Genomic DNA, 18,149 nt, shown 5'->3' with positions numbered 1-18,149 from the left:
GTCGGTCTCCGGGGTCAGGCGCAGCCGACGGCCGCCGGCAGCGGGGCCGGCAGCCCGATGCCCGGCATGCCGAGCCCGACCCCCGTCGTCGTCGGGCGCACGCCGGCCTCCCCGGCGTCCCCGGCGCGGGTGCGGCGGTGCGAGAGCAGGGGGCCGTCAGCGAGCAGGAAGTGCGGCTTGCCGCCGGTCACCACCGTCTCGACGACGTCACCGGGGCGCACGCCCGGCGCCGAGGCGAAGTGCACCAGCCGGCCGTCCCGGGCCCGGCCGGACAGCCGGCCGCGGTCGGCGTCCTTGCTGCCCTCCCCCGAGGCCACCAGCAGCTCGACGGTGCGGCCGACGATGGCCTGGTTCTCGGCCCAGCTGATCTCGTCCTGGAGAGCGGTGAGGCGCATGTAGCGCTCCTGCACGACCTCCTTGGGCAGCTGGCCCTCCATGTCGGCGGCCGGCGTGCCGGGTCGCTTGGAGTACTGGAAGGTGAACGCGCTGGAGAACCGGCTGGCCGCGACGACGTCCAGGGTGCCCTGGAAGTCCGCCTCGGTCTCCCCGGGGAACCCCACGATGACGTCGGTGGTGATCGCGGCATCGGGCATCGCGGCCCGCACCCGGTCGATGATCCCCAGGTAGCGCTCGGCCCGGTAGCCGCGCCGCATCCGGCGCAGCACGTCGTCGGAGCCGGACTGCAGCGGCATGTGCAGCTGGTGGCAGACCGCCGGGGTCTGCGCCATCGCCTCGATGACGTCGTCGGTGAACTCGCGCGGGTGCGGGCTGGTGAACCGGATGCGCTCCAGTCCCTCGATCCGGCCGGCGGAGCGCAGCAGGTCGGCGAAGGCGCCCCGCTCGCGGAACTCGACGCCGTAGGCGTTGACGTTCTGCCCCAGCAGGGTCACCTCGAGCACGCCCTGGTCGACCAGCGCCTGCACCTCGGCGAGCACGTCCCCGGGCCGGCGGTCGCGCTCCTTCCCGCGCAGCGCCGGCACGATGCAGAACGTGCAGGTGTTGTTGCAGCCCACGCTGATCGACACCCAGCCCGAGTGGGCACTGTCCCGCTTGGCCGGCAGGGAGCTCGGGAAGACCTCCAATGCCTCCTTGATCTCGACCTGGGCCTCCGCGTTGTGCCGGGCACGGTCCAGCAGCGCCGGCAGCGAGCCCACGTTGTGGGTGCCGAAGACGACGTCGACCCAGGGGGCGCGGTCCACGATGGTGGCCCGGTCCTTCTGGGCCAGGCAGCCGCCCACGGCGATCTGCATGCCGGGGTGCCCGGCCTTCACCGGCCGCAGCTGACCCAGGTTGCCGTACAGCTTGTTGTCCGCGTTCTCCCGCACGGCGCACGTGTTCAGCACGACCACGTCGGCCTCGTCGCCGTCACCGGCCGCGGTGTAGCCGGCGTCCTCCAGCAGGCCCGACAGGCGCTCGGAGTCGTGCACGTTCATCTGGCAGCCGTAGGTGCGGACCCGGTAGGTGCGGTGGCTCGGCTCGGTCTGGGTGCTCGTCATGACGACAGCGAGGGTACGGCGCCCAGCCGTGGGCGGGAGAGCGTGACCGACGCCTCGTGGTCACCGGGAACTCACGACGACGCCGCAGCTTCGTTACAGCTTCGTGATCGCCAGGGCCCGTTCCCGGAACCGGGGCCACCCTAGGGTCGGCGATCGTGACCAGCCCGACCACGACAGATCCGCTCGTCCGCCTGACCGGTGTCAACAAGTGGTTCGGCGATCTGCACGTGTTGCAGGACGTCGACCTGACCATCGACCGCGGCGAGGTCGTCGTCGTCATCGGTCCGTCCGGGTCGGGCAAGTCGACCCTGTGCCGCACGATCAACCGCCTCGAGTCCATCGAGCAGGGCGAGATCACCATCGACGGGACCCCGCTGCCCGCCGAGGGCAAGGAGCTGGCGGCGCTGCGCAGCGACGTCGGCATGGTGTTCCAGAGCTTCAACCTCTTCGCCCACAAGACGATCCTCGAGAACGTCACGCTGGGCCCAATCAAGGTCCGCAAGCAGTCCAAGGCAGCCGCCGAGAAGCGCGCCCGGGAACTGCTGGACCGGGTCGGCGTGGGCCACCAGGCCGACAAGGTGCCCGCCCAGCTCTCCGGCGGGCAGCAGCAGCGCGTGGCCATCGCCCGCGCACTGGCCATGGACCCCAAGGTGATGCTCTTCGACGAGCCCACCTCCGCCCTGGACCCCGAGATGATCAACGAGGTCCTCGAGGTCATGGTCGGGCTCGCCGCCGACGGCATGACGATGGTCGTGGTCACCCACGAGATGGGCTTCGCCCGCCGGGCCGCCAACCGGGTCGTGTTCATGGACGGCGGCCGGATCGTCGAGTCCAGCGACCCCGAGACCTTCTTCACGGCCCCCACCAGCGACCGGGCCAAGGACTTCCTGTCCAAGATCCTCAACCACTGACCCACCGCACCCCCACGAGAAGAGGACACATGCGTCTCACCAGGTACGCGGCTGCGGCCGCAGCTCTCGGCGTCGTGCTCACCGGCTGCTCCAGCGAAGCCGGCGACCAGGCCCAGGACGCGGCGGAGAACACCGTCGAGGTCCAGGAGGACGTCTCCTTCGAGGCCGGCACCACCATGGCCGAGATCAACGAGGCCGGCGTGCTCCGCGTCGGCACCAAGATCGACCAGCCCGGCTTCGGCCTGGCCAACACCGAGGGCACCCCCGAGGGCTTCGACGTCGAGATGGCGAAGATCATCGCCGCCGAGCTGGGCCTGTCCGAGGACCAGATCGAGTTCACCGAGACCGTGTCGGCGAACCGCGAGCCCTTCATCCAGAACGGCCAGGTCGACATCGTCATCGCGACGTACACGATCAACGACACCCGCAAGCAGGTCGTGGACTTCGCCGGGCCGTACTACGAGGCCGGGCAGGACATCATGGTCGCCTCGGGCAACCCCGAGGGCATCGAGGGCCCCGACGACCTCGCCGGCCTCAACGTCTGCTCGGTCGAGGGCTCGACCCCCGCGGAGAACATCCGGACGAACTACCCCGAGGCCACCCTCACGCTGTACGACGTCTACTCCAAGTGCGCCGACGACCTGCTCAACGGCAACGTCGACGCCGTGACGACGGACAACGTCATCCTCACCGGCCTCGTCGCCGGGAACCCGGACGCCTTCGAGCTCGTCGGCAACCCGTTCACCGAGGAGCCCTACGGCATCGGCCTGACCCTGGGCGACACCGAGTTCCGCGACTTCCTCAACGACACCCTCGAGCAGTCCTTCGAGGACGGTTCGTGGGAGGCCGCCTGGGACGCCACCGCCGGTGCCATCACCGGTGAGCCGGCGCCCGAGCCGCCGGCCGTCGACCGCTACTGATCCACCGACCGGGGCCGCCGGCGACCTGACGGGTCGTCGGCGGCCCCGGTCGCGCCACCCCCACTGACCGAGAGGAGCCCGGGTGTCGTTCCTGGCCGACAACTTCCCGCTGCTGCGGGACGCCTTCCTGACCACCCTGGCCCTGACCGTGGTCAGCGGACTGCTGGCCCTCGTGCTGGGCACCGTGCTGGTGGCCATGCGGGTGAGCCCGGTGGTGGCACTGCGAGGGCTGGCGACGTTCTACGTCGAGACCTTCCGCAACACGCCCCTCACCGTCGTCTTCTTCTTCCTGGCGTTCGGGATCGTGCAGATCGACCTGCAGTTCCCCAGCCGGTTCATCACCGCGGTCGCCGCGCTGTCGCTCTACACCGCCGCCTTCGTCTGCGAGGCGCTGCGGTCTGGCATCAACGCCGTGCCGCCCGGGCAGGCCGAGGCCGCGCGGGCACTCGGGCTGGACTTCCGGCAGAGCCTGACCACCGTGGTGCTCCCCCAGGCCTTCCGCACCGTCGTGCCGCCGCTGGGCAACGTGTGGATCGCGCTGGCGAAGAACACCTCCATCGCCGCCGGCTTCGCGGTCACCGACCTCACCGCCACGCTGCAGCGGCTGGCCAACGCCAACGCCGACCAGCTCGTGCTGGTCTTCGCCGCGGTGGTGGTCGGCTACCTGATCATCACGCTCCCCTCCGCATGGGGGATCCGTGTCCTCGAGCGTCGACTGGCGGTCCTGCGATGACCAGCGTCCTGTTCGACGTCCCCGGCCCGAAGGCCCGTCGCCGGCAGCGCCTGGGCACCGTCCTGGGCGGCGTCGTCGTGGCCGTCCTGGTGGGCCTGGTGCTCTGGCGGCTGGGCAGCAACGGCCAGCTGGACCCCTCCCGCTGGGCGGTGCTCTTCGACACCCGCACCAACGTGCCCCAGCGGCTGCTGGAGGCGCTGCTGAACACCCTGCAGGTGGCCGCCGTCGGGATGGTCGCCGCGACCGTGCTGGGCGCGTTCCTCGCCGTGGGCCGCCTGTCGGACCACGTGTGGGTGCGGGTGCCGGTGACCGTGGTCATCGAGTTCTTCCGTGCGGTGCCGCTGCTGGTGCTGATCCTGTTCTGCTTCCTCTTCCTGCCCCAGGTCGGTGTCTCGATCAGTGCCTTCGGTGCGCTGGCGCTGGGCCTGACGCTCTACAACATGGCGGTGCTGGCCGAGATCATCCGGGCCGGGATCCTGTCGGTGGACCGCGGGCAGAGCGAGGCCGCCTACGGCCTGGGTCTGCGCAAGTGGCAGGTCATGACGTCGGTGCTGGTGCCCCAGGCCGTGCGCCGGATGCTGCCGGTGCTGGTGGCCCAGCTGGTGGTGCTGCTCAAGGACAGCTCGCTGGGCTTCATCGTGGGCTACCTGGAGCTGCTGCGGACCGCGCGGAGCCTGGTGGAGACGCTGAACTTCCAGTTCGGCCCGATCTACACCTTCCAGCTCTACGTGGCCGCCGGCCTGATCTACATCGTGGTCAACGTGCTGCTGTCCCAGCTGGCGAAGGCCATCGAGAAGCGGACCGACCGCAGTGCCAAGGTCGCCGCCACCACGGCCGTGGACATGACCGCCGGGACGCCGCCGGTCGCCGGGGACACCCAGCGGGTCTGACGCCACACACTCGGCCCCGGGAGCGCGCCGCTCCCGGGGCCGAGCCGTGTCCGGGGTGAGACTGGACCGGTCATGGACGACGACCCAGCAGCGCACGCCCTGCCCGCTCACGCCCCGCCCCCGCGCGCCCAGCCCACGCACGCCCAGCCCCCGCACGACCTGCCCGCTCACGCCACCGACGAGGTGGCCCTCTCGAGCCGGTCGGTCGCGGATCCCGAGCAGCTCTTCGTCAGCCGGCTCCGGTCGGCGGCGCCGGGGTTCGCCTCGGCGGCGGGTGCCCAGTCCGCGGTCGTCCGCGAAGCGGTACCGCCGGCCCGTCACCGGCGCTCGCGCTGCCGGGTGGTGCTGCGCTGGTCCGACGGCGACGAGTCCGACGTGACGTTCCTGGGCCCGGCTGCCGCTGCGCCTCCGGTCGGGGCGGCCGGTGGGACGGCTGCGCTCGCGGCGACCACGTCGGCGTTCGACGTGGCCATCCAGCAGTGGCTCACCGAGGGCCGCCCCTCCGACCCGCTGTGGCTGGTCGCGGACGAGGACTCCCCCGCCGGCACCGCTGTCGACGTCGCGGCCTGGTTGGCGCACTGATCCCGCTCCGCCCCGCCGGCAGCTGATCGGCCGGACGGGGCGCAGCGCTGACGCCCTCCCACCTGGGGCGGGGTCGGGCGTCAGCGGCCGCGGTTGCCGAAGCTGCTGCGTCGCCGGGCCGCCGGACCCGACCGGGCGGCCGCGTCCTGGGTGAGGCCCTCGCCGACCTCGGTGTCGTCGTCGAGCAGCGGCGTGCCCGACCAGCGACCCAGTCGCACCGGCGTCTCGTCGACGTCCCCGGTCGGCGCGCCGGTGTCGGGCAGCTCCGGCGGGGCGTCGTCGGCGACGGCTGCGGCGTCCTCGGCCTGGCCGTCGGCTTCCAGGGCCTCCCGGACGACGATCGCCGCGAGCCCGCCGCCGTAGCCCTTGCGGGCGAGCATCCCGACGAGCCGCCGGGTGGCGGTCACGGTGTCCAGCCGCCGCATCGAGGGCACCTTCTTGGCGACCAGTGCGCGAGCGGTGTCCCACTCGTCCTGCGGGTCCACGGCCTCCAGGGCGACCGCGGCCACCTCGGGGTCGATGCCCTTGGTCTTCAGCTCCTGGGCCAGCGCCCGCTTGGACAGCCCTCGTCCGGTCTGCCGGGAGCTGATCCAGGCCGCGGCGTAGGCGGCGTCGTCGACGAGCCCGACCTCCTGGAACCGGTCCAGGACGGCGGTGGCGGCGTCCTCGGGGACGTCGCGCTCGGCGAGCATGGTGGCCAGCTGCTGGCGGGTCTTCGCCGCACCGGTGAGTGCGGTGAGACAGAGCTGGCGGGCAGTGGCCTCGGGGTCCTCGAGCTCGGGGGCCGGTTCCCCGGCGGGTCGTCGAGGCCGGTCGAAGGAACCTGAGCGACCGCGGGCGGCGCCGGTACCGCCGGCGGCCCGGGCACGACGCCGCTCGTCGGCGGCCTCCTCCTCGGCAGCGGCCGCGGCGTCGAAGACGCGGGGGGCGTCGGGGTCCACCGGGGTGGGCTCCTCGATCTCGGCGTCGAGCTGGATGCCCCAGGTCTTCTGCCGCGACTTCTTCTTGCCACCGCTGCGGCCGAACCCGGAGGACCCGCCGTCACCGAACGAGCTGCCGCCCGAGGACCGCTTGCCGAAGCTCCCCGCGCCACTGCGCTGACCGAAGGAGCTGGAGGCGCCACCCGGTTCGGGCCGGGCGAAGGAGCTGTTGCCGGAGCCGGGCTTCGGCCTCCCGAACGAGCTGTTGCCCGAGCCCCGCTTCGGGCTGCCGAGGGAGGAGCTCGTGCGACGCTGCGCGGCGGTCGGCTCCTCCTGACCGGACTCCTCCGACGTGCCCGCTGCCCCCGCGTCCACCGGGGCCGCCGGTGGACGTCCGGTGGGCTTGCGCGACCGCGTCGTCCCGCCCGCGGCCGAGCGACGCCGGGCCGGCCGCTCGGGCGCCGGGGTGTCCCCGGTGAGCTGGTCGAGGTCGACCACCCCGCCGGCGGACACCGACGGGGTCAGCGGGGCGGACAACACGTCCGCGTCGCGCTCGACCGCCCGTTCCCCGCCGCGACGAGGACGGGAGCTCGCGCTCTGGTCCTCGTCGCGGTCGGCGAACGGTGCCGGGTCCTGGCTCTCGTCGGCCCAGGGGTCCCAGCTGTCGACGTCCCGGGCGGGGTCGTGGTCCGAGGGAGCCACGGACCGACTCAGAAGTCGGCGGGAGCGGCGGCGGCCGGCGCGTCCAGCCGCGCACCGATGCCGAGCTTCTCCTTGATCTTCTTCTCGATCTCGTCGGCCAGGTCCGGGTTGTCCCGGAGGAAGCCGCGGGCGTTCTCCTTGCCCTGGCCCAGCTGGTCGCCGTCGTAGGTGTACCAAGCGCCGGACTTGCGCACGAAGCCCTGCTCGACGCCGATGTCGATGAGGCCGCCCTCACGGCTGAAGCCGGTGCCCCAGATGAGGTCCAGCTCGGCCTGCTTGAAGGGCGCGGCCACCTTGTTCTTGACGACCTTGATCCGGACCCGGCTGCCGACGGCGTCCGTGCCCGTCTTCAGGGTCTCGATGCGGCGGACGTCCAGCCGGACCGAGGAGTAGAACTTCAGCGCACGGCCACCGGTGGTGACCTCGGGCGAGCCGTAGACCACGCCCACCTTCTCGCGCAGCTGGTTGATGAAGATGCAGGTCGTGCCCGAGTTGCTCAGCGCACCGGTGATCTTGCGGAGGGCCTGGCTCATGAGGCGGGCCTGCAGACCGACGTGGCTGTCACCCATCTCGCCCTCGATCTCCGCGCGGGGCACCAGGGCCGCGACCGAGTCGATGACGATGAGGTCCAGCGCGCCGGAGCGGATCAGCATGTCCGCGATCTCCAGGGCCTGCTCACCGGTGTCGGGCTGGCTGATCAGCAGGGCGTCGGTGTCCACGCCGATGGCGCGGGCGTAGTCGGGGTCCAGCGCGTGCTCGGCGTCGATGAAGGCCACGATGCCGCCGGAGGCCTGGGCGTTGGCCACCGCGTGCAGGGCGACCGTCGTCTTGCCCGAGGCCTCGGGGCCGTAGACCTCGACCACGCGGCCGCGGGGCAGGCCGCCCACGCCCAGGGCGATGTCGAGGGCGATCGAGCCGGTCGGGATCACCTTCATGGCGACCTCGGGCGAGTCGCCCAGGCGCATGACGGAGCCCTTGCCGAACTGCTTGTCGATCTGGGCGAGGGCCATGTCGAGGGCCTTGTCGCGGTCCAGGGTTGCCATGGGGTCCACCTTCGGGTTCGTCGCGCTGGTGAGTCGTCCAGCTGCTGAGCGGGTCGGGACCGACGTTAGGGCGGGGGTCCGACAAAACCGGACGGTCGGAGGGATCTGTGGATCCACGATCGGCCTGTGGACGACAACGGTAGGACGAACACCTGTTCGAATCCAGCGACACGCCGGACGGGCGTGTCGCCCAGGGAGCGGGAGCTCAGTCCCGGGTGTCGTGCTCCGCCCGGGCGGCGTGCACCGCGGGCACGGCCGCCTCGACGAAGGTGATCAGCGCCAGCAGCCGGGGGGCCAGCTCGCGGCCGGCATCGGTCAACCGGTACTCCACGTGCGGCGGGATGGTCGAGCGGACCTCGCGGTGCACCCAGCCGTCTCGCTCGAGGGTCTGCAGGCTCTGGGAGAGCATCTTCTCGCTCACCCCGTCGACCCGGCGGCGGAGCTCCCCGAAGCGGTGCGGCTGGTCCAGCAGTGCCGTCAGGGCCAGCAGCGACCACTTGCCGGTGACGTGCTCCAGAGCCTCGCGCGAGGTGCACCGACGCGAGAAGACGTCGGCAGCGAGCTGCTCGACGGGGTCCGCCGCGCGGTCCGGGGACGGGCGCGGGCCGGACGTGCTGACGCTCACGGCGCCCTCCTCTCGACGGGTGTGCAGACCAGTGTACGTTCTCGTCGAAAGCACTAACCGGGAGTTAGTGCACATCGAGAGGGAAGTGCCATGATCACCGTCACCGGAGCCACCGGCCAGCTCGGCCGTCTCGTCGTCACCGGCCTGCTCGAGGCCGGCACCCCGGCCGCCGAGGTCACCGCCCTCGTCCGCGACGCCGCCAGGGCCACCGACCTGAGCGAGCTGGGCGTCGTCGTCACCGTCGCCGACTACAGCGACCGCGCCTCGCTGGACGTCGCCCTCGCCGGCACCGACCGGCTGCTGCTGGTGTCGGGCAGCGAGGTCGGTCAGCGGGTCGCCCAGCACACCAACGTCATCGAGGCTGCGAAGGCCGCCGGGGTCCAGCTGCTCGCCTACACCTCCGCCCCCCGCGCGCTCACCAGCTCCCTCGTCCTGGCCCCCGAGCACAAGGCCACCGAGGAGCTGCTGGCCGACAGCGGGCTGCCGGTCGTCGTGCTGCGCAACAACTGGTACTGGGAGAACTACGACGCCACGATCGGGCAGGCAGCGGCCACCGGCCGGCTGGCCGGCAGCACCCACGGCGGGGTCGTCTGGCCGGCGTCGCGCGCGGACTTCGCCGCGGCCGCCGTCGCCGTCCTCACCGCCCCCGAGGTCGCCCCGGCGACCATCGAGTTGGACGGGGACTCCCCCATGGCACTGGCCGACCTGGCCACCGAGATCGGCCGGCAGACCGGCACCGGGGTCACCCACCAGGACCTGCCCACCGACGAGCACGTCGCCCTGCTGACCGGCGTCGGCCTGGACGAGGGCACCGCGGGCTTCGTGGCCGCGATCGACACCGGCATCGCCGCCGGCGAGCTGGACACCGGCGGGAAGGGCATCTCCGCCCTCACCGGCCGCCCCACCCGCACGCTGGCCGAGCACGTCGCGATCGTCCTGGGCCGCTGAGCCCTGGCGTCCCGGTGCGGGTCAGCGCACCCGCGCCGGGACGTCGAACTCCTCGCAGACGGCCAACCAGACCGTCCGCACCTGGACACCGGCGTCGATGGCGCCCACCGCGCTGCGGCCACCGAGCTCGGCGAAGTGGTGGTCCCGGCTGATGCTCTCGGCCCGCAGGTCGCCGAACTGCTCCCGCATCCGTGTCCAGAACTCCTGCAGTCGCACGCCGACACGCTACCCGGGCGCCCCGGGCAGCGACGTGCGTCAGAGGCCCATGGACCGGCCGACGATCTCCTTCATGATCTCGTTCGTGCCGCCGTAGATGGACTGCACGCGGGCATCGCGCCAGGCCTTGGACACCGGGTACTCGGTCATGTACCCGTAGCCGCCGTGCAGCTGCAGGCAGCGGTCGGCGGCCTTGTTCTGCAGGTCCGTCGTCCACCACTTGGCCATCGCGGCGTCCGTGGCGGTCAGGTCGCCGGCGTTGAGCTGGGTGATGCACTCGTCGACGAAGGTGCGCGCGATCGACACCTCGGTCTGCAGCTCGGCCAGGACGAACCGGCTGTTCTGGAAGCTGCCCACCGGCTTGCCGAAGGCCGTGCGGGTGGAGACGTACTCGACGGTCTGCGCGAGCACGGTCTCGGCCGCCGCCACCGCGCCGACCGCGATCGACAGCCGCTCCTGGGGCAGGTTCTCCATCAGGTGCAGGAACCCCCTGTCCTCGGTGCCCAGCAGGTTCTCCGCCGGCACCCGCACGTCCTCGAAGAACAGCTCCGCGGTGTCCTGGGCCTTGAGCCCGACCTTGTCCAGGTTGCGGCCGCGCACGAAGCCGGGCTGGTCCCGCTCGACCACCAGCAGGCTGGTGCCCCTGGACGCCGGGGCGTCGGGGTCGGTGCGGGCCACCACGATCACCAGGTCGGCGTTGATGCCGTTGGTGATGAACGTCTTGGAGCCGTTGAGCACCCAGCCCTCGCCGTCCCGCCGGGCGGTGGTCGTGATGCCCTGCAGGTCGCTGCCGGTGCCCGGCTCGGTCATCGCGATCGCGGTGATGAGCTCACCGCTGCACACCCCGGGCAGCCACCGGGCCTGCTGCTCGGGCGTGGCCAGGTCCCGCAGGTAGGGGCCGGTGACGTCGTTGTGCAGGGTGAAGCCGACGCCGCTGGCGCCGATCCGCTGCAGCTCCTCCCCGAGGACGGCGTTGTAGCGGAAGTCCCGGACCCCGCCCCCGCCATGCTCCTCGGGCAGGTCCATCCCCAGCAGGCCCTGGGCGCCACCGGCCGTCCAGACCTCGCGCGGCACGATGCTGTCGCGCTCCCACTGGTCGTGGAAGGGCACGACGTTCTTCGCCAGGAAGGTCCGCGCGGTGTCGCGGAAGGCATCGTGGTCGGCCTCGTACAGGTGACGGCGCATGGCCCGAGAGTGACAGACAGCGCTGACTGTTTCCAGCCCTCCACCAGGCGGTCCTGTCGTACCCCTGTGGACACTGGAGGACGTGGCACAGCAGCCGTCCGCGCTCGACCGGTTCTCCGAGCCCACCAGGGCCTGGTTCACCGGCGCCTTCGACCGCCCGACGACGGCGCAGGAGGGTGCCTGGCAGGCGATCAGCAGCGGTGAGCACGCCCTCGTCGTGGCCCCGACCGGCTCGGGCAAGACCCTGGCGGCGTTCCTGTGGTCGCTGGACCGGCTGGCCTCCACCCCACCGGCCGACGAGAAGACCCGCTGCCGCGTCCTCTACGTGTCCCCGCTCAAGGCCCTGGCCGTCGACGTGGAACGCAACCTGCGCGCCCCGCTGACCGGCATCGGCCAGGCGGCCGCCCGACTGGGCCTGCCCCGGCCGGAGATCACCGTCGGCATCAGGTCCGGGGACACCCCCGCCGACGAGCGCCGGGCCTTCGTCCGCCGCCCCACCGACATCCTGATCACCACCCCGGAGTCGCTGTTCCTGCTGCTGACCAGCCAGGCCCGGGAGGCCCTGCGCGGGGTCGAGACGGTGATCATCGACGAGGTGCACGCGGTCTGCGCCAGCAAGCGCGGGGCGCACATGGCCGTCTCGCTGGACCGGTTGGACACGCTGCTGGACAAGCCGGCGCAGCGGATCGGGCTGTCGGCAACGGTGCGGCCGATCGACGAGGTGTCGACCTTCCTGGCCGGTGGCCGGCCCGTGCAGGTCGTCGCCCCGCCGTCGACCAAGAAGTGGGACCTCTCGGTCGTCGTGCCGGTCGAGGACATGAGCCAGCTCGGCCAGCCCGCCGGCGAGCTGGAGGGCTCGGCCGCCGGGGGGCAGCCCCGGACCTCGATCTGGCCGGCGGTCGAGGAGCGGGTGCTGGACCTCATCGAGGCGCACCGCTCCACCATCGTGTTCGCCAACTCGCGCCGGCTGGCCGAGCGGCTCACCAGCCGGCTCAACGAGCTGGCCTACGAGCGGGCCACCGGGGAGACCGTCCCCGCCGGGGCGGACGCGGCGCAGCTGATGGCCCAGTCCGGGGGTGGCGGCGGGCTGCCGCCGGACGCCAAGCCGGTCGCCTCCGCCCACCACGGGTCGGTCTCGCGGGAGCAGCGCGCGGTGGTGGAGGAGGCGCTGAAGTCCGGGCAGCTGCCTGCCGTCGTCGCCACGTCCTCGCTGGAGCTGGGCATCGACATGGGCGCGGTGGACCTGGTCATCCAGGTCGAGTCCCCGCCGAACGTGGCCTCGGGCCTGCAGCGGGTGGGCCGGGCCGGGCACCAGGTCGGCGCGGTCAGCCGCGGGGTGTTGTTCCCCAAGTTCCGCGGCGACCTGGTGCAGTCCGCCGTCGTGGCCGAGCGGATGAAGTCCGGCGACATCGAGTCCATCCGCTACCTGCGCAACCCCCTCGACGTGCTCGCCCAGCAGATCGTCGCCATCGTGGCGGTGCCCCCGCAGACCGGCGAGGGCGTCACGGTCGACGAGGTCGCCGGGATCCTGCGCCGCTCGGCGGCGTTCGCCTCGCTGCCGGACTCCGCCCTGCACGCGGTGCTGGACATGCTCGCCGGCCGCTACCCCTCCGACGCCTTCGCCGAGCTGCGGCCCCGGCTGACCTGGGACCGGGTCACCGACACCCTCACCCCCCGCACCGGCGCGCAGCGGCTCGCCGTCACCAGCGGCGGCACGATCCCCGACCGCGGGCTCTTCGGCGTCTTCATCGTCTCCGGCGGCGGGGAGACCGGTGGACGGCGCGTCGGTGAGCTCGACGAGGAGATGGTCTACGAGTCCCGGGTGGGCGACGTCTTCCTGCTGGGCTCCTCCTCGTGGCGGATCGAGGAGATCACCCACGACCGGGTGCTCGTCACCCCCGCGCCCGGGCAGCCCGGGAAGATGCCGTTCTGGCACGGCGACACCCTGGGCCGCCCGCTGGAGCTGGGCCGGGCGCTGGGCGCGTTCCTGCGCGAGGTCGGCGGCGCCACCCCGGCCGCCGGGCTCGAGCGGGCCCGGGCCGCCGGCCTGGACGACTGGGGCGCAGCCAACCTGCAGGCCTACCTGGCCGAGCAGAAGGCCGCCACCGGCCACCTGCCCGACGACCGCACGCTGCTGGTCGAGCGGTTCCGCGACGAGCTGGGCGACTGGCGGCTGGTGGTGCACTCCCCCTTCGGCGCCCAGGTCAACGCCCCGTGGGCCCTCGTGCTGGCCGCCCGGCTGCGGGAGCGCTACGGGGTGGACGTCGCCTCGATGCACGCCGACGACGGCATCGTGCTGCGGCTGCCCGACACCACCGGCGAGCCGCCCGAGGCCGACCTCGCGATCCTGGACCCCGACGACGTCGAGCGGGAGGTCACCGCCGAGGTCGGCAACTCGGCGCTGTTCGCCAGCCGCTTCCGGGAGTGCGCGGCCCGGGCGCTGCTGCTCCCCCGCCGCGACCCGCGCCGGCGCACCCCGCTGTGGCAGCAGCGCCAGCGCGCAGCCCAGCTGCTCAGCGTGGCCAGCGAGTTCTCCTCCTTCCCGATCACCCTGGAGGCGGTCCGGGAGGTGCTGCAGGACGTCTACGACGTGCCGGGCCTGGTCGAGCTGATGAGCGACGTGCGCTCCCGCCGGGTGCGGGTCGCCGACGTGCAGACCCAGTCCGCCTCACCCTTCGCCCAGTCGCTGCTGTTCGGCTACGTCGGTCAGTTCATCTACGAGGGCGACGCCCCGCTGGCCGAGCGGCGCGCCCAGGCACTGGCGCTGGACACCGGCCTGCTGGCCGAGCTGCTGGGCCGCTCCGAGCTGCGCGAGCTGCTCGACGGCGACGCGCTCACCGAGATCGAAGCCGAGCTGCAGCGACTGCCCACCGATCGGCACCCCCGCGACGTCGACGCCGGCGCCGACCTGCTGCGCGTGGTCGGCGACCTGACCACCGAGGAGGCGGCCGCCCGGGGGGTCAGCCAGAAGTGGCTGGAGGAACTGGTCGTGTCCCGGCGCGCGCTGCGGGTGCGCATCGCCGGGCAGGACCGGCACATCGCGATCGAGGACGCCGGCCGGTTCCGGGACGCGCTGGGCACCGCGCTCCCGGTCGGGGTGCCCGAGGTGTTCACCGAGCCGGTCGCCGACCCCCTGGGTGACCTGGTCGGCCGGTACGCCCGGACGCACGGCCCGTTCGTGCCCGGTGAGGTCGCCGACCGGCTGGGCCTGGGCGTCGCGGTGGTGACCACGACGATCGGGCGCCTGGTCGGCACCGGCCGCATCGTCACCGGGGAGTTCCGGCCCGGTGGCGTGGGCCAGGAGTGGTGCGACGCCGAGGTGCTGCGCTCCATCCGGCGGCGCAGCCTGGCCAAGCTGCGTCAGGAGGTCGAGCCCGTCCCGATCGAGACGCTGGCCCGGTACACGCCGTCCTGGCAGTCGGTGGGCAGCCGGATGCGCGGGGTCGACGGCGTGCTGGCCGTCGTCGAGCAGCTGGCCGGCGCGCTGGTGCCCGCCTCGGCGCTGGAGTCGCTGGTGCTGCCCTCCCGGGTGCAGGGCTACCAGCCGGGGATGCTCGACGAGCTGACCAGCGCCGGTGAGGTGCTGTGGGCCGGCGCCGGCGGGCTGGCCGGCGGCGACGGCTGGATCACCCTGGTCCCGGCCGACCTGGCCTCCCTGCTGCTGCCCGAGCCGCCGCTCGGCGCCCAGGACGAGGGCGGGGTGGGCCAGCAGGTGCTGGAGGAGCTCGCCGGTGGGCAGGCGCTGTTCTTCCGCGGCCTGTCCGACCGGGTGGGTGCCACCGACGACCAGGCGTTCGCCGAGACGGTCTGGGACCTCGTGTGGGCCGGCGCGCTGACCAACGACACCCTGGCCCCGCTACGGGCCCGGTTGGCCGGCGGCGGAGCGCACAAGAAGGCCCCGGCGGCGCCCCGGCCGAGGCTGGACCGGACCCGGTACGGACGCACCCGGGTCGGCCGCCCGGCGATGCCCAGCCGGACCGGGCCGCCCATGGTCGCCGGCCGCTGGTCCCGGCTGCCGGACCTGGAGACGAACTCGACCAAGCGGAACAACGCCCGCACCGAGTCGCTGCTGGAGCGGCACGGGGTGCTCACCCGGGGCGCCGTCATGGCCGAGCAGGTGCTGGGGGGCTTCTCCGCGGTCTACCCGATCCTGCGGGCCCACGAGGAGAACGGCCGGGCCCGCCGCGGCTACTTCGTCGAGACCCTCGGAGCCGCCCAGTTCGGCACCCCGGGCTCGATCGACCGGCTGCGCAGCTTCGCCAGCCCCGACCGGAACCCGGTCCCCGCCGTCGTGCTGGCCGCGACCGACCCGGCCAACGTCTACGGCGCGGCCCTGCCGTGGCCCGAGCGGCCCGGCGCCCCGGGCGCCCCCGGTGCTGCCGACCCGGACGTCGAGGCCGTCGACCTGGGCGAGGGCACCACGAAGAAGCGGGCCCAGACCGGCCACCGCGCCGGGCGCAAGGCCGGCGCCCTGGTGGTCCTCGTGGACGGCGAGCTGACGCTCTACGTCGAGCGCGGCGGGAAGACCCTGCTGTCCTGGACCGAGGACGAGACGCGGCTCAAGGAGGCCGCGACCGCGCTGTCCAACGCGGTCGCCGCCGGCGCGCTGGGCCGGATGACGGTGCAGAAGGCCGACGGGGCCTCGGTGCACGAGTCCGGTCCGCTCACCGAGGCACTGCAGGCGGCCGGGTTCTCCGCCACCCCCCGGGGGCTGCGACTGCGCGGCTGAACCGCCGGCGCCGAGTCGACACCTCGACACCTCGACTCGGCGACTCGGCGCTCCGTCTCCCCCCAGGTGCCCCGCCGGCCCCGAGGGACCCACTGCTCCCCCGCCGACCGCCCGTCACCGGGCTCGTCCGGCGACCCGTCGACTCACCGTCGGGGACGCAACCAGCGACCCAGCCGCCGGGTCAGGAAGGGCATGAACACGTACCCCAGCGAGAGCACCACCACGCAGGCGTAGAAGAGCGCCCGCAGCACGAGGGGCCAGTGGCCGACGACGGGTGCGACGAGGGACTGCAGCACCAGTTGCAGCCCGAAGACCACGGTGATCGTCAGCAGGGTCAGCCGGGTCCGGGAGGGCCCGTCGGCGCGGTCGGGGGCGGTGAAGAAGCTCTCCAGGCCGCTGACCCGGGAGTACCGCGACCGGTCCACCATGCCGCTGCACCGCGCCAGCGCCTCGTGCCGCTCCGGGGAGCGTTCCCACCCGGCCAGGGCGTCGCGGTCGTGGAACCGGTAGACCAGGTGGTACTCGGTGCTACCTGCCCCCGGGCGCAGCAGGGTGGAGCCCAGGTGACCGGGGAAGGTGCCGGCCAGCGCCATGATCTCGGCCGCCCAGCGCTCGAAGTACTCGGCCTGGTCCGGGCGCACCAGCCGGGCCGCGGTCACCGTGACCGGCTGGGTGTCGGGCACGGGAGAGCGGCGGCGGGGCACGCCGGACAGCGTCCCCCAGCACGGACCTCCCCGGGAGGGTCTAGGAGCGTGAGGCCGGACGCAGCCAGCGGCCGGAGACCCGGGTCAGGGCCGGCATCACCACGAAGCGCAGGCCGGTGACGACGACCAGCGCCGAGGACAGCAACCGGACCGGCCACGGCCAGTCGGCCACCAGCGGCTCGAGCAGCAGGTGGAACGTCGAGGTGAGCAGGAAGACCCCGAGCACCGTCAGCAGCACGATCCGCCAGGCCGGGGCCGGCGGCGTCGCGGCGGCGAAGAAGCCCTCCAGGCCCGACACCCGGGCGAAACGCTCGTCCTGCACCAGCCCGCCGAGCCGGGCGACCATCGCGGCCCGCTCCGGCGAGCGCTCCCAGCCGGCCAGCGCATCGGCGTCGGCGAACCGGTAGACCAAGTGGTACTCGTCGCTGCCGGGTCCCGGGCGCAGTGTCGAGGACCCCAGGTGACCGGGGAAGGTGGCGGCCAGCGCCTGCACCTCGGTGGCCCACTGCTCGAAGGCCTCGCGACGCTCGGGCCGCACGACCCGGGCCGCCGTCACGGTGACGGGCTGGGCCGCCACGGTGTTCTCGCTGAATCGGGTGCGCACGAGATGCCTCAGCGCTGAGAGACCCTCATCCGTTCCCGGGTGTCGGGGGGCTCACAACCCGGGGACCATGGGGCGGTGCCCGAGGGAGACACCGTCTGGTTGGCGGCCAAGCGGATGGACGCGGTGCTGCACGGCGCCACCCTCACCCGCGGCGAGTTGCGTGTGCCCCAGCTGGCCGCGGTCGACCTGGCGGGCGCCACCGTCACCGAGGTGGTCCCCCGGGGCAAGCACATGCTCATCCGCTTCGCCGACGGCCGCACCCTGCGCACGCACTACCGGATGGACGGCAGCTGGCACCTCTACCGGCCCGGCACGCCCTGGCGCGGTGGTCCGGCGTTCAGCATCCGGGCCCTGCTGACCACCAGCGAGTGGCAGTGCGTCGGGTACCGGCTGCACGACATGACGATCGTGCCCACCGCCGACGAGGCCTCGGTCGTCGGCCACCTGGGCCCGGACGTGCTGGGCCCGGACTGGGACCTGGAGGAGGCGCTGCGCCGACTGCGCGCCCGGCCCGACGAGCAGATCGGCGTCGCCGTGCTGGACCAGCGCAACCTCGCCGGACTGGGGAACCTCTACAAGGTCGAGACGCTCTTCCTCGCCGGGGTCAACCCGTGGGCCCGGGTGGCCGACGTCCCGGACTTGCCCGGGCTCGTCGAGCGGGGTCGCGCGCTGATGCTGCTCAACCGCGACCGTCCCGAGCAGGCCACCACCGGGGACCTGCGCCGCGGCCAGGACCACTGGGTGGCCGGCCGCAAGGGCCGCCCCTGCCGCCGCTGCGGGACGACGATCCAGCTCGGCGACCAGGGCCCGGACCTGCAGGAGCGGGTCACCTGGTGGTGCCCCCGCTGCCAGGCCGAGCCACAGCCGGTGGACCCGCGGGCCCGGACCGGTCTGCCCGGCACCGAGGCCCGTCGGGCCCGGTACTGAGACGCTGACGGCCG

At 73.3% G+C, this 18,149-nt stretch carries 16 protein-coding genes; 8 read left to right on the top strand and 8 right to left on the bottom strand.

The features are described from left to right. Positions 1-14: 14 nt before the first annotated feature. Positions 15-1,496 (bottom strand): tRNA (N6-isopentenyl adenosine(37)-C2)-methylthiotransferase MiaB, encoded by a 1,482-nt coding sequence (miaB, locus tag ASG41_RS06600; RefSeq protein ID WP_056291549.1) that lies wholly within the window; start codon positions 1,494-1,496, stop codon positions 15-17. A gap of 155 nt (positions 1,497-1,651) precedes the next feature. On the opposite strand from miaB, the gene ASG41_RS06595 reads away from it, so the two are divergent. From ASG41_RS06595 to ASG41_RS06575, 5 genes are all read left to right on the top strand, one after another. Then, positions 1,652-2,407 carry an amino acid ABC transporter ATP-binding protein gene (locus tag ASG41_RS06595; RefSeq protein WP_056291548.1) on the top strand — a complete coding sequence of 252 codons (756 nt, stop codon included), beginning with the start codon at positions 1,652-1,654 and terminating at the stop codon, positions 2,405-2,407. Between the two features lie 29 nt (positions 2,408-2,436). Further along, a complete protein-coding gene (locus ASG41_RS06590; protein ID WP_056291546.1) occupies positions 2,437-3,327 on the top strand; it encodes a glutamate ABC transporter substrate-binding protein in 891 nt (296 codons plus the stop codon). An 82-nt stretch (positions 3,328-3,409) separates the two neighbouring features. After that, positions 3,410-4,060 (top strand): amino acid ABC transporter permease, encoded by a 651-nt coding sequence (locus ASG41_RS06585; RefSeq protein ID WP_056291543.1) that lies wholly within the window; start codon positions 3,410-3,412, stop codon positions 4,058-4,060. Next, positions 4,057-4,950 carry an amino acid ABC transporter permease gene (locus ASG41_RS06580; RefSeq protein ID WP_056291541.1) on the top strand — a complete coding sequence of 298 codons (894 nt, stop codon included), beginning with the start codon at positions 4,057-4,059 and terminating at the stop codon, positions 4,948-4,950. The genes ASG41_RS06585 and ASG41_RS06580 overlap by 4 nt, the downstream gene beginning before the upstream one ends. 72 nt (positions 4,951-5,022) lie before the next feature. After that, positions 5,023-5,532, top strand: a complete 510-nt coding sequence (locus ASG41_RS06575) for a hypothetical protein (protein WP_056291539.1) — start codon at positions 5,023-5,025, stop codon at positions 5,530-5,532. A gap of 80 nt (positions 5,533-5,612) precedes the next feature. Here the strand turns inward: ASG41_RS06575 and ASG41_RS24585 are convergent, their stop codons facing one another. From ASG41_RS24585 to ASG41_RS06560, 3 genes are all read right to left on the bottom strand, one after another. Next, positions 5,613-7,154 (bottom strand): RecX family transcriptional regulator, encoded by a 1,542-nt coding sequence (locus ASG41_RS24585; RefSeq protein WP_056291537.1) that lies wholly within the window; start codon positions 7,152-7,154, stop codon positions 5,613-5,615. Between the two features lie 8 nt (positions 7,155-7,162). Next, positions 7,163-8,197, bottom strand: a complete 1,035-nt coding sequence (recA, locus tag ASG41_RS06565) for a recombinase RecA (protein ID WP_056291535.1) — start codon at positions 8,195-8,197, stop codon at positions 7,163-7,165. Between the two features lie 205 nt (positions 8,198-8,402). Next, the gene (locus tag ASG41_RS06560) at positions 8,403-8,822 is read right to left on the bottom strand and encodes a helix-turn-helix domain-containing protein (RefSeq protein WP_056291533.1); all 420 of its coding nucleotides are present in this window, start codon (positions 8,820-8,822) and stop codon (positions 8,403-8,405) included. A 90-nt stretch (positions 8,823-8,912) separates the two neighbouring features. Between ASG41_RS06560 and ASG41_RS06555 the strand changes: the two genes are divergently transcribed. Next, entirely contained in the window at positions 8,913-9,770 is an 858-nt protein-coding gene (locus ASG41_RS06555) for an NAD(P)H-binding protein (RefSeq protein WP_056291531.1), read from the top strand. A 21-nt stretch (positions 9,771-9,791) separates the two neighbouring features. Here ASG41_RS06555 and ASG41_RS06550 read toward each other — a convergent pair whose 3' ends face one another. Together ASG41_RS06550 and ASG41_RS06545 are read right to left on the bottom strand one after the other, a co-directional pair. Next, positions 9,792-9,986: a DUF3046 domain-containing protein gene (locus ASG41_RS06550; RefSeq protein WP_056291530.1), complete on the bottom strand. Its 195-nt coding sequence runs from the start codon at positions 9,984-9,986 to the stop codon at positions 9,792-9,794. Positions 9,987-10,025: 39 nt separating this feature from the next. After that, on the bottom strand, positions 10,026-11,171 hold the full coding sequence (locus ASG41_RS06545; RefSeq protein WP_056291528.1) for an acyl-CoA dehydrogenase family protein: 1,146 nt from the start codon (positions 11,169-11,171) through the stop codon (positions 10,026-10,028). Positions 11,172-11,253: 82 nt separating this feature from the next. On the opposite strand from ASG41_RS06545, the gene ASG41_RS06540 reads away from it, so the two are divergent. Next, positions 11,254-15,900, top strand: a complete 4,647-nt coding sequence (locus ASG41_RS06540; RefSeq protein WP_056291525.1) for an ATP-dependent helicase — start codon at positions 11,254-11,256, stop codon at positions 15,898-15,900. 143 nt (positions 15,901-16,043) lie between these two features. Here ASG41_RS06540 and ASG41_RS06535 read toward each other — a convergent pair whose 3' ends face one another. Both ASG41_RS06535 and ASG41_RS06530 read right to left on the bottom strand, forming a co-directional pair. Next, positions 16,044-16,604 carry an antibiotic biosynthesis monooxygenase gene (locus tag ASG41_RS06535; protein WP_162245537.1) on the bottom strand — a complete coding sequence of 187 codons (561 nt, stop codon included), beginning with the start codon at positions 16,602-16,604 and terminating at the stop codon, positions 16,044-16,046. 40 nt (positions 16,605-16,644) lie between these two features. Further along, a complete protein-coding gene (locus tag ASG41_RS06530; protein WP_056291520.1) occupies positions 16,645-17,208 on the bottom strand; it encodes an antibiotic biosynthesis monooxygenase in 564 nt (187 codons plus the stop codon). Between the two features lie 75 nt (positions 17,209-17,283). Between ASG41_RS06530 and ASG41_RS06525 the strand changes: the two genes are divergently transcribed. Continuing rightward, the gene (locus tag ASG41_RS06525; RefSeq protein WP_056291518.1) at positions 17,284-18,135 is read left to right on the top strand and encodes a DNA-formamidopyrimidine glycosylase family protein; all 852 of its coding nucleotides are present in this window, start codon (positions 17,284-17,286) and stop codon (positions 18,133-18,135) included. The last annotated feature ends 14 nt before the right edge of the window (positions 18,136-18,149 follow it).

This window comes from Modestobacter sp. Leaf380, assembly GCF_001424485.1.
GTDB lineage: Bacteria > Actinomycetota > Actinomycetes > Mycobacteriales > Geodermatophilaceae > Klenkia.
The sequence above is the reverse complement of the archived record's forward strand: the minus strand, read 5'-3'. Positions and strand labels throughout refer to the sequence as shown.

Coding starts and splice junctions, on each gene's coding strand:
- ASG41_RS06555 (WP_056291531.1), top strand. CDS start 8,913: ATGATCACCGTCACCGGAGCCACCGGCCAGCTCGGCCGTCTCGTCGTC.
- ASG41_RS06590 (WP_056291546.1), top strand. CDS start 2,437: ATGCGTCTCACCAGGTACGCGGCTGCGGCCGCAGCTCTCGGCGTCGTG.
- recA (WP_056291535.1), bottom strand. CDS start 8,197: ATGGCAACCCTGGACCGCGACAAGGCCCTCGACATGGCCCTCGCCCAG.
- ASG41_RS06580 (WP_056291541.1), top strand. CDS start 4,057: ATGACCAGCGTCCTGTTCGACGTCCCCGGCCCGAAGGCCCGTCGCCGG.
- ASG41_RS06575 (WP_056291539.1), top strand. CDS start 5,023: ATGGACGACGACCCAGCAGCGCACGCCCTGCCCGCTCACGCCCCGCCC.
- miaB (WP_056291549.1), bottom strand. CDS start 1,496: ATGACGAGCACCCAGACCGAGCCGAGCCACCGCACCTACCGGGTCCGC.
- ASG41_RS06545 (WP_056291528.1), bottom strand. CDS start 11,171: ATGCGCCGTCACCTGTACGAGGCCGACCACGATGCCTTCCGCGACACC.